Source organism: Vibrio sp. WZ-1, from assembly GCF_052037695.1.
GTDB lineage: Bacteria > Pseudomonadota > Gammaproteobacteria > Enterobacterales > Vibrionaceae > Vibrio.
The window spans coordinates 12,569-28,242 of sequence record NZ_JBQEQR010000065.1 but is presented as its reverse complement, the minus strand read 5'-3'; the positions used below and the strand labels follow the sequence as shown (position 1 = coordinate 28,242).

The 15,674-nt window shown below is 39.2% G+C and carries 14 protein-coding genes and 2 pseudogenes; 6 read left to right on the top strand and 10 right to left on the bottom strand.

The window, feature by feature from the left end; genetic code table 11:
* Positions 1–37: 37 nt before the first annotated feature.
* Together ACTS60_RS08155 and ACTS60_RS08150 are read right to left on the bottom strand one after the other, a co-directional pair.
* On the bottom strand, positions 38–511 hold the full coding sequence (locus ACTS60_RS08155) for an FKBP-type peptidyl-prolyl cis-trans isomerase (protein WP_138943321.1): 474 nt from the start codon (positions 509–511) through the stop codon (positions 38–40).
* A gap of 14 nt (positions 512–525) precedes the next feature.
* Positions 526–1,158 carry a thiol:disulfide interchange protein DsbA/DsbL gene (locus tag ACTS60_RS08150; protein WP_440887835.1) on the bottom strand — a complete coding sequence of 211 codons (633 nt, stop codon included), beginning with the start codon at positions 1,156–1,158 and terminating at the stop codon, positions 526–528.
* A 233-nt stretch (positions 1,159–1,391) separates the two neighbouring features.
* On the opposite strand from ACTS60_RS08150, the gene ACTS60_RS08145 reads away from it, so the two are divergent.
* Entirely contained in the window at positions 1,392–2,009 is a 618-nt protein-coding gene (locus ACTS60_RS08145) for an OmpA family protein (RefSeq protein ID WP_440887834.1), read from the top strand.
* Positions 2,010–2,057: 48 nt separating this feature from the next.
* On the opposite strand, the gene ACTS60_RS08140 is transcribed toward ACTS60_RS08145, so the two are convergent.
* Entirely contained in the window at positions 2,058–2,417 is a 360-nt protein-coding gene (locus ACTS60_RS08140) for a glutaredoxin family protein (protein ID WP_071236500.1), read from the bottom strand.
* Between the two features lie 827 nt (positions 2,418–3,244).
* Between ACTS60_RS08140 and ACTS60_RS08135 the strand changes: the two genes are divergently transcribed.
* From ACTS60_RS08135 to ACTS60_RS08115, 5 genes are read left to right on the top strand one after another with little or no spacing between them, the layout of a single operon-like run.
* Positions 3,245–4,873, top strand: a complete 1,629-nt coding sequence (locus ACTS60_RS08135) for a CFI-box-CTERM domain-containing protein (protein WP_440887833.1) — start codon at positions 3,245–3,247, stop codon at positions 4,871–4,873.
* On the top strand, positions 4,870–5,988 hold the full coding sequence (locus ACTS60_RS08130) for a hypothetical protein (protein ID WP_440887832.1): 1,119 nt from the start codon (positions 4,870–4,872) through the stop codon (positions 5,986–5,988). Before ACTS60_RS08135 ends, ACTS60_RS08130 begins: the two co-directional genes overlap by 4 nt.
* A gap of 9 nt (positions 5,989–5,997) precedes the next feature.
* On the top strand, positions 5,998–8,499 hold the full coding sequence (locus ACTS60_RS08125) for an Hsp70 family protein (RefSeq protein WP_440887831.1): 2,502 nt from the start codon (positions 5,998–6,000) through the stop codon (positions 8,497–8,499).
* Between the two features lie 4 nt (positions 8,500–8,503).
* The gene (locus ACTS60_RS08120) at positions 8,504–10,192 is read left to right on the top strand and encodes an AAA family ATPase (protein ID WP_440887830.1); all 1,689 of its coding nucleotides are present in this window, start codon (positions 8,504–8,506) and stop codon (positions 10,190–10,192) included.
* 15 nt (positions 10,193–10,207) lie between these two features.
* A complete protein-coding gene (locus tag ACTS60_RS08115) occupies positions 10,208–10,567 on the top strand; it encodes a hypothetical protein (protein ID WP_440887829.1) in 360 nt (119 codons plus the stop codon).
* Between the two features lie 702 nt (positions 10,568–11,269).
* Here the strand turns inward: ACTS60_RS08115 and ACTS60_RS08110 are convergent.
* From ACTS60_RS08110 to ACTS60_RS08080, 7 genes and pseudogenes are all read right to left on the bottom strand, one after another.
* Entirely contained in the window at positions 11,270–11,581 is a 312-nt protein-coding gene (locus ACTS60_RS08110; RefSeq protein ID WP_440887850.1) for a topoisomerase DNA-binding C4 zinc finger domain-containing protein, read from the bottom strand.
* Positions 11,582–11,649: 68 nt separating this feature from the next.
* Positions 11,650–12,018: pseudogene (locus ACTS60_RS08105) on the bottom strand (3'-5' exonuclease); the annotation flags it as partial.
* 21 nt (positions 12,019–12,039) lie between these two features.
* Positions 12,040–12,540, bottom strand: a complete 501-nt coding sequence (locus ACTS60_RS08100) for a UvrD-helicase domain-containing protein (protein ID WP_440887849.1) — start codon at positions 12,538–12,540, stop codon at positions 12,040–12,042.
* 345 nt (positions 12,541–12,885) lie between these two features.
* Positions 12,886–13,161: pseudogene (locus tag ACTS60_RS08095) on the bottom strand (DUF6398 domain-containing protein).
* 183 nt (positions 13,162–13,344) lie between these two features.
* Positions 13,345–13,941, bottom strand: a complete 597-nt coding sequence (locus ACTS60_RS08090; RefSeq protein ID WP_440887828.1) for an IS1595 family transposase — start codon at positions 13,939–13,941, stop codon at positions 13,345–13,347.
* Between the two features lie 555 nt (positions 13,942–14,496).
* Positions 14,497–15,039, bottom strand: a complete 543-nt coding sequence (locus tag ACTS60_RS08085) for a hypothetical protein (RefSeq protein ID WP_440887827.1) — start codon at positions 15,037–15,039, stop codon at positions 14,497–14,499.
* Positions 15,026–15,571, bottom strand: a complete 546-nt coding sequence (locus tag ACTS60_RS08080) for a YaeQ family protein (protein ID WP_440887826.1) — start codon at positions 15,569–15,571, stop codon at positions 15,026–15,028. Before ACTS60_RS08080 ends, ACTS60_RS08085 begins: the two co-directional genes overlap by 14 nt.
* Positions 15,572–15,674 lie beyond the last annotated feature (103 nt).

Sequence of the window (15,674 nt, the reverse complement as noted above, 5' to 3'; positions counted from 1 at the left end):
GGCCTTTAACTATTGAAAATGCGTAAGTAGTAGGAAACTACTGGATATCTAATAGTTCTACGTCAAAAATAAGTACGCTTGCTGGAGGGATAGGGCCTGAGCCACTTTTTCCGTAACCAAGAGTGCTTGGTACGAATAGGCGGATTTTCTCACCTACCACCATGTATTGAAGGCCTTCTTGCCAACCTTTGATCACTTGGTTAAGACCAAAAGAAATTGGCTCGCCACGATTTACCGAGCTGTCAAAAACAGTGCCATCAATAAGCGTGCCGTGGTAGTGTACTTTTACCTTGCTATTTGCAGTTGGATGAACATCGCCCGTACCAGCTTCTAAAACTAGATACTGAAGGCCACTTTCCGTGGTAATTACACCTTCTTTCTTGCCATTCTCTAGCAGGAACTCTTGGCCTTTAGCGAAGTTTTCATCTGCGACTTTGTGGTTTGTCCAAGTACGATAGATGAAGAAACCCGCAAGGATGAAAATAATAATAGGAAACAGAAACTTAGACACAATGGCTCCTTGTCTTATTTTGGTTGTTTTAGCAGATAGTTGATAGTGTCAGCCATAGCTTCGACAGTCTCATGACCACCGGTAATAACTTGGTATTTTCCATTTACAATGAAAGCTGGTACCGAGTTGATTTGACCACGGGTTGTGATTTCTTCTGCTTTGTTAATGTATTCAAATAGTCGAGCTTGTTGCGCTTCATCCAGTTGGTATGGGCTAACCAAGTTACGGGACTCAAACGCTTTTTCTACGGCTGATTGGCGCTGTTCGGCTGTTGCATCTGCCCCCATTTGAACTGCCGCAAATAAGTCTTCCATAAATGCCTTGTCGGGTGTGCCATCAAGCTGCATTACCGCAGTGTAAAAGATGATGGCACTAACTTGCGCACTCTCATTAAACGTCACATGCATTTTTTCTACGGACTGTTCAGTCAGCGATTCAATTTGAGGAACAAAAGTCTCCATTGTACGACAGTGGCCGCAGTTAAGTGAGAAGGCCTCGGTTAGAGGAGCAAGGTTGTATTCAGTGAGAGAAACTGGCAGTACATCATATTGTTTGCCCTGTTGTGGCTGATTGTTGCCGTTGTCACAAGCAGTCAGTCCGACAACCGCTGTGGCCAAAAGGACACCTTTAAGAAAAGATTTGAACATAAAATGGCTCTAAATTAAGTGGTTATGCTTTAGTTTATAGTCTAAAGCGCCAGACGAAAACCGTTTAAATAGATTGTTACACTAAGAGCTTTAAAGTGCTTCAAAACTAAGCGAGATGGCATAGATTGTGCTTCACTTTTGCACAAGCAACATAAAGTTATGGTTCTATTTGGCTAAAGCTTAGTTCAAGCCCGCCGATAAATATCATAAGTAACTACTGTATTGGGATTCGTATGAAGTATTGGTATTTGTTCATTTGCGGCATTTTAAGTGGGTGCAGTAGTCTTGACTCGGAGATGATTCCGGGAAACATGTTAGATGTTGCACCACGATCAAATGAGCAGTTAAGGCATCCAGAGTGGGGTTATAGCACGATACCTTATGTTTCGGCTAAACAGCACGTTACAGCGGTGAAGTACGATGAAAAAAAGCCTCAAGGCGTGACTTCCCTAGAGATGTACCTTGATCGCAATCAGATTGCGCATGAGGTGCTAGCTGGTGAGAATGTCATGATACGCTTGAAAGAAAAAATAAACTTTCAGTTTGATTCCTCTCGCTTATCAGCAAACTCTCAAAGTTGGATTCAAAATTTAGGCCAGTACCTATCAAGTCGTCCTGATGTCGATGTTGTGATTGATGGGCATGCAGATAGCTCTGGCGCAGAGTCATACAACGAGGGGTTATCCGAAAGAAGAGCGAAAGAAGTCGAAAGTCAGCTGCTTACAATGATTCCTCGACAGCGTTTGTTTTCTAGAGGTTTTGGTGAATTGGTTCCTAAGTGCAGCAACAGTAGCTCTATAGGAAAAGCCTGCAATCGACGTGTAGAACTCATGTTGATCGTCAATCAATAAAAAGAGGCACTGACTAGGTGCCTCTTTTGCCTTTGTTCTAGGGGGAACTTAGGCAAATTCTTTTTCGATGTACGCGACGATGTCTGACGACTCGTATAACCACTGTGTTTCACCCTCTTTTTCAATGCGAAGGCAAGGTACTTTCACTCGACCGCCACCTTGTTCTAGTGCTTCACGGTGTGCTGGGTCGTTTTTCGCATCACGTACTTCAATATTCACTGATTGACGCTTCATCGCGCGACGAACTTTTACGCAGAAAGGACAAGCTTCAAATTGGTACAGTGCGTAGTTTTTCGCTTTGTCATCAACACTTTTCTGTTCTTCTGTTGAGCGCTTTACGCCGCGAGGTGAGAATACTGCGTTGAGAAGTAGAATGATTTTTCCCAAAATCCAACGGATAAACTTCATAATGATCCCTTGATGTTCAGTGGATGAGTGTCCTTGAGTGTCATACAACGAACTTATTTCAGCGAAGAAAGTCGTTGCATGTGAGGGCGTAGTCTATCAGGTGTTTGGTTTTGACAAAACCATGTTTTTTATAAGTAAATTTGCATATTCAATTCGTTAGCCCGTTTGCTGTTGTGGGGGGGTATCGTTACCAAGATCGGAACTTAATATTAATTCGATATGTTCTGGGGGTATATTGACCAGATTTTGGCGAGTGGCGACGAAGTGGATGTCATGCCCAACAACTAGGTTTAAACAATCTTACTATGAGCATCAACTGAAACGAAAATAATACGTTTATCGCTAACTAAGATGGAGAAAGCTTGTCGCTCACGAGCGCTCTGTAACAACTAAACAAGTGATATTGCAAGCCTGAAAAATTATTCAAAATATTAAAACGTTAGCTAAAGGAGAGGGCTTCATCAGATTTGATGTTTACGCAAAAAGTCCACTGATGCCTGAATCATAAAGTTTGCTTGTGATAGAAAATATTGAAACTCTCGATTAATAATTTAAATCAAACGAATTCATTATTGATGGTATTCTTATTGTTTCACAAGGCTATCCAGCTGAAATTTTTGTCGTCGCCTTAGTATGGGTAACAGCATATTTACGTTCATAATTCTTGGCAAGGGATTAGATTAAAAGTAAAGCCTATTACAAATTTTAGATAACTTTTGTTGTCTGTGTTAATGAGAGGTTGGTTTCTGCTTGGTACGTTTGAACAAGAGGAGTTGTTCCTCTGATTTATTTGATTAAATCACAATTAAATCTTAATGAGCATAGTTATGTTACTGGTAGAAAATAATCCATTCCGATTTATCGGTGTCTTATCCAACGCGAAAGATAAAGAAATTCATAGGCAGAAAGCAAAGTTAAGTAAATATGCGAGTATTGGCAAAAGTATAAATACTGATTATGACTATGATTTCTTAAGCATAATTGAAAGAACAGATAGTTCTATAATTAAAGCATTTTCTCAAATAGATAAGCGGTACGACAAACTTGAACATGCTCTTTTTTGGTTTATAAACCTCAATCAGTTTGATGAGATTTCTTTGAGTCACTTAAATGAATCTTCATTTGGAAAAGCGATCGCAACTTGGGATAAGGTTACTCGTAATAGAAGTATCACCAAGAGTAACATTTCGTGCCTTAACAACATCTCGACCCTGCAGTTGACATCGTTGTTGTCAAATGAACTGAAGCTAGGCATAGCAAATAAATTTAAGGTTGTTCAATCTGACGCTTTCCATGTGATTGTTGCTGAAATTACAGATGAGACATTTTTAGTTGATAGCAAAGATTTGTGCATAAGATTAACTGAAAGTATCGTTAGAACGTTTATCGCTAGCAATAAGACTGATCTGGAAATTATTGACTTATTCTCACTTTGTGAGCAATGGATAGTTGACCACGTGGTATCTGTTTTTTGCGAACCTATTATATTTGGTATCGAAAGAAATATAGAAAAAACGAGGGCAAATGTTGTTAAAAATCCAGAAAGTGGTTATAGACTAGCAGTTGACCTATATAACGAGAATTTAATAGATTTAGAACGAATTGAGAGTTTTCTTGGTAGGAAAAACATTAAATTCAAGGCCATTTCAGAGGCACTATCGAAAGAGTTGATGAAGCTTGATATTGCTTATTTTAATGCACTTCATGAGACTAAAGAAGTATACGATGAATCTCTGGAGATATTGAGTCTTGCGCAATCACTAGCCACCAAAGACATAACTATTCGAGAGATTGAAGAAAGCATAAATGATATGCTTGCTAGGAAGGAAAACAATCGAGTTAATAAATATTATGACGATATTTATGATGATCTTTTAAATTTTAAGGATAGGCTTGTATCGATTGATAGTGTTATATCTCTGATTAATTTGTGCAAGCCTAAACTAGATTTCTTGACTGTAGAGCTAGGTCGTACTGAAGAATATATAAAAGTAAGTAGTCTAATTGTTAATGTTTGTTTGAATACTATTATTGACTGCGTAAATGAAGCTCAGGACGGGAAACAAACAAAAGAATTTTTGTCATCATTGTTTAATGTCGCGTATTCGACAATGTTAAAGCTATCTTTTTTTGATATGGATTACGACATAAAGCGTCGCTTTGATAAAAACTTTGAGATAATTCAAAGCCTAAAAGCAACTGCTGACGAGTGGACTAGAAAAAAAGAGGGGTGCTACATTGCTACTATGGCGTATGGAGATTATGAACACCCTCAAGTTGTTTACCTTCGCAAGTTCCGAGACGAAACGTTGTCAAAAACTAAACTAGGGAGGAATTTTATAAAAAGATATTATAAATATTCTCCATTGCTAGTTGAAAAACTTAAAGGTCATAATTTCATAAATCGAGTCATCAGAATCTGTCTTGATATTATTGTTAAGGTCATAAATAAATGAAAATGATTAAAAGTTGTATAATTACTGCGGTTTTGTTTGTTGGAGTATTTCACTCGCCTGTGCAAGCTTCAACTGATGAAACTAAACTCGACTCTTACGTTGTTCAGGACTCTGAGATTCATGAGAGAATTAATGATATAGAGGATTTATTGTCTTCGATTAAATATCAGTTAGAAACAAATTCTCAGAATATAAAAAATATCAAAACGAAAATTGATGTTTCTGAGGTTGTAAATTCTAATTTAGATAAGATAAATGCCCTATATATTAAACAGCAAGACTTATCCAAAAATCTTAGTATTCAATTGTCAAAGCAGAATATATTAATAAACGAACTTAATGCTGATCTAGAAAGTGTATATTCAGATGTTGACACTGCGGAAAGGCAGTTGTCTAAATTTAATAGTATGCTGGTGGATAGTAAAGTTGAGTTAAAAGGTATTGCCGATGATTTGACTATAAAATTGACAGAGGCCAATAACAATACGAATAGTATGGTAAATGATTTATCCAATGGTGCTCGTGATAAATTTACACTAGTTGGATTAGGATTGGTCGTTATGTTATTGATTGTTGGCATAGTCATTATCGTTCTAAGAAGACGAATTGAAGCGACTAGTATTGATATGGAACATAAGCTCCATTCAGCCAGGTTGTCACTGGAAGAAGAGAGTTTAAATCTAGACAATAAACTTCTTGAGGTATTTGAAAAGCAGCTGAATATTTCAAAAGAAAACAAAGCTTTAGCTGAAGCTCTACTGAGTGAAAATCAAGACGTTGTTGACGAATTAGATCACTCACTTTCTCTGAGAGTAGCGGATGAAATTACTCGTATGCAAAAGAACATTTCTCAAATGGATCCTAGCATCAAAGCAATTAAACCACTAATGAAGGGCTTAGAGCGTATTCGTAAAAATTTTATGGCCAATGGTTATGAAATAATCGATCTGTTGAACAAACCTTATGATGAGCGGATGAATATGGATGTAATTAACTATATTGATGATTCTACTTTGGAAAGAGAACAGAAAGTTATTGTTAAAGTTATTCGTCCACAAGTAAATTTTAATGGCGTGCTAATTCAGCGTGCTCAGGTTGATGTTGCAACAAACTGATAGAAAAATATGAAACGTTCAAATATAGATTATGGTATTGATTTAGGTACGACAAACTCAGCATTAGCGCGAATTGATGGAGGTAATTTAACGATTATCAAGTCGTTAGACGATCAAAGGGATACAACGCCATCAGCTGTAGCATTTAGCAAAAAAGGCGCAGTTCAGGTTGGTGCTCCGGCATTTCAAGTTTTTCGTCAAGAATGTTTAAAGAGTATGAAACGTGAGATGTCTTTTAACTCATATACCGAATTTAAACGTACCATGGGTACGGACGAAGCTCACGAATCTTCTCATAGAAACGAAAGTTTTTCATCAGAGCAATTGTCAGCAGAGGTATTGAAATATTTAAAAAGTTACGTATCAGATGAAAACATTGATGCTGCTGTAATCACAATTCCTGCCGCTTACACTATGAATCAGATCGATGCTGTACGCAGAGCAGCATCGTTAGCTGGGTTTAAATATATTGAAACTTTGCAAGAGCCTATTGCTGCAGCTATGGCTTATGGGGTTGAAGGAAAGGGCAAAGACGGCTTTTGGTTAGTGTTTGACTTTGGTGGTGGTACTTTCGATGCCGCTTTGGTTAAGGTCGAAGATGGTATAGTTAAAGTCATTGACTCTTCAGGTGACAATCACCTTGGAGGAAAAGACCTAGATTACGCAATCGTAGATAACCTGATCATCCCTCACATTAGAGAGAATTATGAAGTTGAACAATTACTGGCTGATCCAATCACAGCTAATAGTCTAAGGTCAGGCTTAAAGTATTTTGCAGAGCAACTTAAGAATCAACTTTCATTCAACGAAGAATATGAATTTTATGTGGATGCTGGTGATATTCGTGAGGATGACGATGGTGAAGAAATCGACATTGATTTAACAGTAACCCAAAAAGATTTACGTCCGATTCTCTCACCTGTAGTTCAGAGGGCCATCGATTTAAGTGTAGATCTTTTAAAGCGGAATAACTTATCGGGTGAACAACTAGCTTCATTGGTTTTAGTTGGAGGTCCTACGTTGTCTCCAATTCTACGTGATATGGTACGTGAACAGATTTGCCCCCCTGATACTAGCGTTGACCCAATGACAGTGGTTGCTCGAGGTGCAGCAATTTACGCTTCAACGGTATCTTTGCCCGATGCTATTGTTGACGCCAAACGAGACAGAACCAAGATTCAACTTGGGATAGATTATGAAGCATCGAGTGTTGAACTTACAGAATTCGTAACATTAAAAGTACTAGCTGATAAAACTGAAGGAGTAATTCCTGAGAAACTCTATGTGCAACTGTCACGAAATGATGGGGCTTGGAAGAGTGACAAGACAGAAATAGACCGCCGTGGTGAAGTGTGTGATGTCGAGCTTGAAGAGGGTAAGACAAACACGTTCAATATAGATCTGTTTGATTGTGTAGGAAACAGGATTGACTGTGAACCAACCTCTTTTGCTATTATCCAAGGTTCTGTACTGGGTAGTATGCCATTACCCTTGCACTTTGGACTTGAGATATTAGATATTGTGTCTGGTGATCTTGTTTTTTCTTCGTTAAAAGGACTGGAAAAGAACTCTACACTACCAGCAACTGGTGTTTGTAAAAGGGAGCTAAAAACACAAAAAGATATTCGACCAGGGATACTTTCTGATTTTATCAAGATTCCTTTGTATCAAGGGGAACATTACGCAGAGGGAACTCGATCTATCTACAATGAACACGTCTATGATGTTGTCATTTCGGGAGTAGATTTACCCAAGCTTTTACCAGCAGGTAGCAATGTTGAACTTATGGTCAGCATTGATCGCAGTCAAAATATAAAGGTAGAGGCCTATTTTGCTTACCTTGACTATACCTATGAGATTGAAGTTCCAACATCTGATGTTCAATCTATTTCGACGATTGCATTGGAAAAAGAGTTTAAACGAGCAAACGATGCAATTTGCAGCTTAGAGGAATCACCAGTTATACATTCACGCCTGGAAGAAGCTGAGCGACTATTTAATCTAAATCCTGACTCTGTTGATGCAAAAATGAAGGCCAGAGATGAACTACGAGAAGTACTCAAAGAAGTTGATCGACAAAGTAAAGGTGAAGCTTGGCCAAACTTGGAACGAAATATTAGGCTTGAGTTTAAACGCCTAGAAGAAGCTAATAATGATTTAGGAAATCATGATACTACTGAACAGGTTGATGTAATTCGCAGTGAGTTAGCTGAGGTATTGCAATCACAAGATCTAAAAGCGGGTAAGCATTTATTGGATACGATAGGTTCGTTGTTCTTTCAGATCACCAAGCGCTATCAACTTATGGGTTATATTCGCGACTTCGACAACCATTTCGAAGTGTATTGCTGGACGGATAAAGCTGAAGCGAGAGAGTTAATTAACCAAGGTCTCGAGTTAGTTGGCCAGCGTGCAGATGCTGATGAATTAGGCCCTGTTGTAGTAAGCCTATTGGAGTTGTTACCAGAAATTGAACGCTCTGAAATAGACGATAGTGTATTAGCAGGATAATGTGATGAGTAGCGACATTGTGGCGCTACTCAGCAGAGGCCAGCTTCTTTCCGATACTTATGAAGTTGGCTTTTTGCTTGAGTTAAGAAGCCATATCCAATCCTACCGGGTTACAAACGCATTAGGTCAGACTTTTGTTGTGCATTTGTTTACATCAAAAGATTCTTTCGACCTTTGTGCCAACCAAGTTGAGTTGATGAACGCATGCTCTACTGAATTTGCTCCTGTATTAGTCGCACAAGGTACTCATACTTTAAACAATCAAACGTTTCCTTTCATTGTTCAAACGTATGTGAGTGGGGAGTCTCTGAGTGACAGGATTTCTCGTCAAGGCAACATCTCGAATTCAGCCGCAAAAGCGATTTGTCTTGCTATTTTGCGAGGTTTAGAGTCTCTGCACTCAGGCAGACAGTCAATTGTTTGCAACAGCTTAAGCTGTAATTCAATCTTGATCGACATGAGTACATTTGAAGAGAGTTGTCACCTTTCTACTTTTGATTGTGCTCATTTTAATGGAGAGAAATGTCGGTCCGATCCAACTAGCGCCAATGCAATTTATTTAGCAACGGAAGCTATCGATGGATACGGAACGCCACAGAGTGATTTATTTAGTGTTGGTGTGATTTTGTATCGATTGCTTTACGATATGATGCCGTGGGATGCCTCATTTTCTACGCGTGATATTGATGTAAATGAGCTTCAATCTTTAATGGTTAAGGTACGAGAAAATGGTATTAGAATACCCATTATTACAAGTGTTTCAGGAAATAACCTGTTTGAAATTATTAAGCGTGCTTTAGCCGAAAAACCAGGCCAACGCTTCCAAACAGCCAAAGAGTTTATCGCTGCGCTTGAATACAAATCAAAGCCGGGAGTGGGGAATCTCAGGGTTGTTGAACCAGACCATAGCTCTAAGTCTTATGGATTTTCAGCTATAGCGGGGATGGAGGATTTGAAAGAAACCATTAAGACAGATGTCATAGACGCGATAAGAGAGCGTGATAAATATCTACGTTATGGGCTAGATATTCCAAATGGGTTATTGCTGTATGGTCCACCAGGTTGTGGTAAAACATTTTTTATAGAACGAATGGCCGAAGAGGTTGGCTTCACTCTTTTTTCACTCAAGCCATCAGATATTCAAAGCAAGTGGGTTAATGCAACTCAAGGTAATATAAAGAAATTATTTGACAATGCACGATCTAGTGCTCCTTCGATTTTGTTCATTGATGAATTGGATTCAATTGTACCGAGGCGCGACAATGAAAGTGTAAGTCATATGAATACCAGTGCGGTTAACGAGTTTCTCGCACAGATGAATGACTGTGGCAAGGATGGCGTATTTATCGTAGGAGCAACTAACAAACCAGAGTTAATAGATCCTGCTGTGTTGAGAACTGGTCGTATTGACAAAAAAATATATGTTCCGTTGCCGGATTGCCCTAGTCGAACTAAGCTGTTTGAAAAGTTGTTATTAGGGCGCCCTATAAAAGATGATGTCAATATTGATGAATTGGCATTAAAAACCGAGAATTACGTATCGAGTGATATAAAGTTTATTTGTGATGAAGCTGCAAGAATAGCTCTAAAAGGTAATCGAGATATAACCATGTCTGACCTTTTAATATCAATACAAAAAAATAAACCATCCTTATCTTCCAATGAACTATCTACTTACTTAAGTTCATTCTAATCAAAGTAATAAATAATGTCGAAATTAAACAAGAAGAAATTTATTCTATCAGCATCTACTGTTTTTCTTTTAGTAAACTCTTTATCAGCATACGCTCAACAATATAGAGTTCCGCCAACGTCTTCAACATATGGCCATGTTCCTGTTATCAGTGACGATAAAATGGAAGAATGTATTAAGCTTTATAATGAAGCAGAGTGGCTATCTGATAAATTAAGCTCTATGCATGTTGACCAATATAACTCTGATTCTGTAGATAATTACAACAGACAGGTTAATGTTCACACTAATATGATACGTCGTTTTAACTCAGAGTGTGCGGGAAAACAGTCAAGATCAGCATATGAAGCTGCTCAGAGATTGAATACTCATTAACCCAATAATAGTTAATTATTTCTTACTCTAAATATCATTAAACTTGAATTTGCAGGCCTAAATAGACACATATCAATCGCAGTTGTAAATGTAAATAAGTCTGCAACTTCTCGCTGCACTCAATTAAAATCTTATTGTTAGCAAGGTAAGTGCAACCTTTCCAGGGAACTAATAAGTCTGTTGAGGAATGCATTTTATACAGCCTACTTTCGTGAAGCTTTGTACGACAAATTCATTAGTCACAGCAGGATATGCTTAATGATAAAGTTCTATTGTTTTTCAAAGTGCACAACTACCAATGCTCAAAACTTTAACTGACCAATTTAGTGGCTACTGTGATCTCGTTGAACAGTACTGCCACCGTCTTCCCAGGTCGTTAATGATAGCGGCTAGACCAAAACTAAAACGATGCTGCTACAGAAAATAGCATTCTCGTATGCATCCAGAAGACCATATTGGCTGACATGTACAGAGAGAAACTGTATGGTTTAACGAAAGATTAACAGAAAGATCCGGTGAATTATGGGCTACGAGAACATTCTTAGTTATCATCAATGGACAATATATTGAAGCAGGACACCTACAAAAACATTCGAAGACGGTAAATCTAGAAGAATCTAGCCCAAATATGATCCAACAGGTACCAGGTAGAAAACTGGCTAACTGCCGGATTAAGTCTGAATTTGTAAATACTACAGTGTGTCATATTTTAGTTGTATTCGTGCATTGATCACTCTTTACTCCATAGCCTGAACATCCCCAGAATTCGCCAAACTTTCCTTGACGCTTTTTCATCGGGCGCCCACATTTGTTACATATTTTCAGTTTGTTGTTGCAGGCTGAGTTATTACAGATACTTGCATCTCTTGTGTCGATAGAAGGTGCTCTGCATTTACTGCATACTCGCGCCTTACCTACATCGCAGCCGAAACCAGAACTACAAGAGTAAAATTCACCAAACTTACCTTGAATAAGCCTTAGATATCCATCCTCACAGTTTGGGCATTTGAAAATTCTTCGGTATTGCTCTTGAAAGGCCGTGGAGGCTATGTTTAGCTCATATTTGGGAGCTAATAACTCTGTTATAAAGTCTGATGGTGCTGAGGGGTTTGCAATGATGTAGCATTTTTTTTCGCTCGGGTAATACCAACATAGAGTAGCCTGCGCTCCTCAGAGTGTGGATAGGAATTCAACGATGGAAGTAGAGCTTCGATTATTGCGTCATCTCGGTTTTCGTTCGGGAATCCACTCTTACCTTGGAAGAAACCAATCAGAATACAATTGTCAGCTTCAAGCCCTTTGGATTTGTGGAAACTCCAAAAATTGACGTTGTCAGTTAGCTGGACCTTTGATAAGGCAGTTTTTGTGTCGTTGAGTAAATAGTTGTATCGCGCAATTATCGCAATGCTGCCAACGACATCATTGGCCCTGATTTTTTTTACGACCTCTTCAACTCTGTCGTAGACACCATCTTACTTTCCGACTTTATCATCGAGCAGGAAAACTTGCGATTGGTCAACAACAGTATGGGTTTTAATGTGCTTCTCATACTGTTCAGGGTTCTCCATAATGAACTGACCAGCGGTATTAGCGATGCTATTAGTGTAACGAAATGTCTTTTGAAGCTTAGTGAGAGAGTAGGGGCCAATCATCTCATCGAAACGCGTGGTAAGTTCAAGCTTGCCACCTGAAAAGCGATAGATAGACTGCCAGTCATCTCCAACAATTGTGAGCGATGGTTGAGGGCCTTTAGAGATAATTGACTTAATAAACTCCATTCGTGCAGCAGAGATATCCTGAAACTCATCGACAAGTACATACTTCCATTCAGGCTGGTATTCATCATTATTAATAACTTGAATGACTCGAATGATCATGTCATCAAAATCGATAGCATTTTGGTGTTGCAGCTCTTTTACGTACCCCTGATGCAAAGCATCTAATAAAGCCGAGTATTTCTTAGGCTGTTGAATCTTGGATTTTTGAATCTCGCAAGAATCTCTGACTGCTCAAGCCGTTCCACCCTAATCGCACCGAGCGCTTTCGTCATCAAATCGCTCCATGATGAAAGTGCTTTTTGGTCGTTCAACTTTTGAAGATATCGCTCCCATTCATCAGCCTGGCTTTGATAGCTATCGTTCAATACCTTGCACAAATCTGCAATTTGTTCCAACCAAGAATCTCTAGGCTAGTGTTTAATCTGCTCTATTTTCGTTAAATGTCGGTCACCCTTATTCGAAGTATTACAACAGTAATCATAAAGACGTTTATTGGGGAATAAATGGAATTATATTTTGTTCAAATGCTTGCTCTGAATCTCAAGAGGCATCTGCCTTATATCTACATGATGTTAACCAGATATGCGGATTATCGTGCAAAGTCCAGTTAGGATCTGATGGGAACATGTCGAACAGATTTCGAATTAACTTTGACCTAGCGCTCCCAGAACTGCTGCTTACGTCAAAGTCTGAAGCACTCACAAAAGGCTTTGTGTTCTTATCGAATTAGAAATTAACCATTCCTATTGCGTGTATGACCCCATACTTTGCCTTTGGTAAAGGTGTTTCTTTTTTACGAGCTAATGCCGCTGTCAAGTAAAGGCAATACTCATCATCAAGGTTGCTTTTAGAGTATGCGGTAATAAGGCTTTCTACTTTTGAAAACCTTGGAGTTCTTTTGGTCGAGTGTTGCAGCGATGATATTGCCTCAAGCGTTTGTTGATTGTGGTGAAAACTAAAAGCATCACTAATGAAGTCAGAGAGGTAACTCCTTGTTCTTCATGTTCTCCAATAAGCGCATCCACCTAGATAGTTCGGTAAATAATCCGTTCCTACCCCGTGAAACCTTTGCATCCAGCCTCTTGTGCACATCATGTAGTTATTGACGTTTTGAATGTGGGGTTGTTTACCAATGACCCTTTGTGATTTGCTTGCTATGGTGTGGTAATGAGTTAAGCCATTTTCCTTAGCAAAGCTTCTGTATGAGTGAGCGCCATCCGAGCACAGAATCGAGTCGGTGTTTATAATGGGTTTCAATGCTTCACCAATTTTCTCTTTAGTTGGTCGTCCCAGCATTGTTTCAGTTAGACCACCGCTGCTATCTTTATCGGTAAGCACAGCAGTTTGGTCTTCTTTCTTGCGTTTATCGCACATGCCTCCGTGCTTTCTTGGCTCACGATGATGGATAGTTCGTTTTCCTTTGTAGCTTTCGAAGAAGAACATTTCATCTGCCTCAACAATCCCGAAGACTTCAGAAATTTTACTGATGGTTGGAGAGGCAGGGAAGTGATGCCACCCTCTAAATGCTGTTGTAATTGCTACACCTAGCTCTTTGTCGATTGGCGAATCGTTTACTCTCGGCTTTACACTCCACATTTCGACTTCACAACTTCCGCTTTCTCAAGCGAGCTAGTGGCGTTTTAGTCAGAGCATTGAAAGTCTTGTGGCACAGAGGCTCTCTAAATCGGTATCGTTGCAATCCTTATGTAAGTTGATAGAACCACAATGAGGACATGATACTTCATCCGACGATCTGCACTGATCAATTAACTTTGTAGTGAGTCTTTATGACTGATACTGTCAGCTTTATCTTCGATGAGACGAATTTGATGGTCAGTTGGTGATGGTCACTCATTAATTATTCGAGTAAATCCTTTAATCTCCATAATCATCCATTCTAAACCAGACTCTCTAGTTATAGCTCGATGTTTATTTATCAACAAGTAAAGTGAATAGAGCTGTTCATAAACAGTTGGATTTTTAATGTGTTGACTTTATTAGTTTTTATTTTTTGTGAAATCCAACGGATAAACTTCATAATGATCCCTTGATGTTCAGTGGATGAGTGTCCTTGAGTTTCATGCAACAGAGAACCTGCTGCATGAGAAGGGGTAGTCTAGCAGTTGTTCTGTTTTGACAAAACCATGTTTTTTATAAGGAAAACAGGCGCTTCATCCATCCAAAAAGCCCATGCGCTTTTGTGGGGTTAGCTTCTTTACCCATGTAGAAGCTTTGCATCAAATCAGTACGAAAGGCATCTAAATCCATTCGTTTTATCACGAGCTCATGTTGCAAAGTATTCTGGGTTTGCTCCGCGTGATCGTGAGCAAGGCTAAAGTCCATGTTAAGGTAACCTTGGGTATATAGCCATAAGTGCGTCACCAACACTAAGTCCTCGGCAGACTGATTAGTGAATTTCTCTGCGTGCTCTTCGCCTAGCGTATCATTCAGAACTTGCTGCATATTATGCGTTGACGTAGCCTGCTGTTCATACAGAGCACTGGCTTCGATGTGAGATTTTGTTAACAATCCAAGTAGGTGCAGGGCAGGCGCCGTATCAGGCTTGTTTTCACATACTCTTATGAACAAAGGGGCTTGCTCTTTTGTCCAGCGTCGTCTCGCTGCTTTATGCTTACTCACGAAAGGAATGTTCTTTATTCCCATTTCATGAATAAGTTCACTAAGAGGCGTCATGCGTCTGCAATTCCTTCAATGTTACTTCGATATGTTGTTCGTTAATGTCAACAAATAGGGAACTGCCAGTGATCATGACAGACAGGCTAGTACCACGATCGAGATGCTGGGCAATCATGTCAATTGCATCGTAATCTAAGCTTGCTACATTCACTGGAAGCATTCCAAACTTACCTGCCATCTTATCCCACCACACTGATGCTTTTGTGTTGTAGGTATAAACCTTTACATGCTTTGCAAGGCGAGTTGCTTTTTTGATGCGGTCAGGTTCAGGCTCTCCGATCTCAATCCAATGGGTAATAGATTGGTCGTCTTCTACATGCCACAGATCGGGCTCTTCTGTCGTAGAAAGACCTTTTGTGAACTCTAGCTCATCCTGGGCATTTAGGCAGAAAGCAAAGATGCGTGCCAGCATTCGCTGTGGTTTTTCAGAAGGGTGAAGGGCGATAGTCAGGTTTTTTGAGTCGTAGTAGTCGTTGTTCATATCAGAGATAGCGATACGAAACTTATAAATAGTAGGTTTTAGAGCCATGTTTTAATCAGTCTCAATGTGTGAGGAAGTTATCTCTGTCAATGTCTACGTTGTAGAAAATAACATTAGATATGATGCTAAATACCTAGGATTTTGAGGCATA

Coding starts and splice junctions, on each gene's coding strand:
- ACTS60_RS08150 (WP_440887835.1), bottom strand. CDS start 1,158: ATGTTCAAATCTTTTCTTAAAGGTGTCCTTTTGGCCACAGCGGTTGTC.
- ACTS60_RS08145 (WP_440887834.1), top strand. CDS start 1,392: ATGAAGTATTGGTATTTGTTCATTTGCGGCATTTTAAGTGGGTGCAGT.
- ACTS60_RS08140 (WP_071236500.1), bottom strand. CDS start 2,417: ATGAAGTTTATCCGTTGGATTTTGGGAAAAATCATTCTACTTCTCAAC.
- ACTS60_RS08135 (WP_440887833.1), top strand. CDS start 3,245: ATGTTACTGGTAGAAAATAATCCATTCCGATTTATCGGTGTCTTATCC.
- ACTS60_RS08130 (WP_440887832.1), top strand. CDS start 4,870: ATGAAAATGATTAAAAGTTGTATAATTACTGCGGTTTTGTTTGTTGGA.
- ACTS60_RS08125 (WP_440887831.1), top strand. CDS start 5,998: ATGAAACGTTCAAATATAGATTATGGTATTGATTTAGGTACGACAAAC.
- ACTS60_RS08120 (WP_440887830.1), top strand. CDS start 8,504: ATGAGTAGCGACATTGTGGCGCTACTCAGCAGAGGCCAGCTTCTTTCC.
- ACTS60_RS08115 (WP_440887829.1), top strand. CDS start 10,208: ATGTCGAAATTAAACAAGAAGAAATTTATTCTATCAGCATCTACTGTT.
- ACTS60_RS08090 (WP_440887828.1), bottom strand. CDS start 13,941: ATGTGGAGTGTAAAGCCGAGAGTAAACGATTCGCCAATCGACAAAGAG.
- ACTS60_RS08085 (WP_440887827.1), bottom strand. CDS start 15,039: ATGACGCCTCTTAGTGAACTTATTCATGAAATGGGAATAAAGAACATT.
- ACTS60_RS08080 (WP_440887826.1), bottom strand. CDS start 15,571: ATGGCTCTAAAACCTACTATTTATAAGTTTCGTATCGCTATCTCTGAT.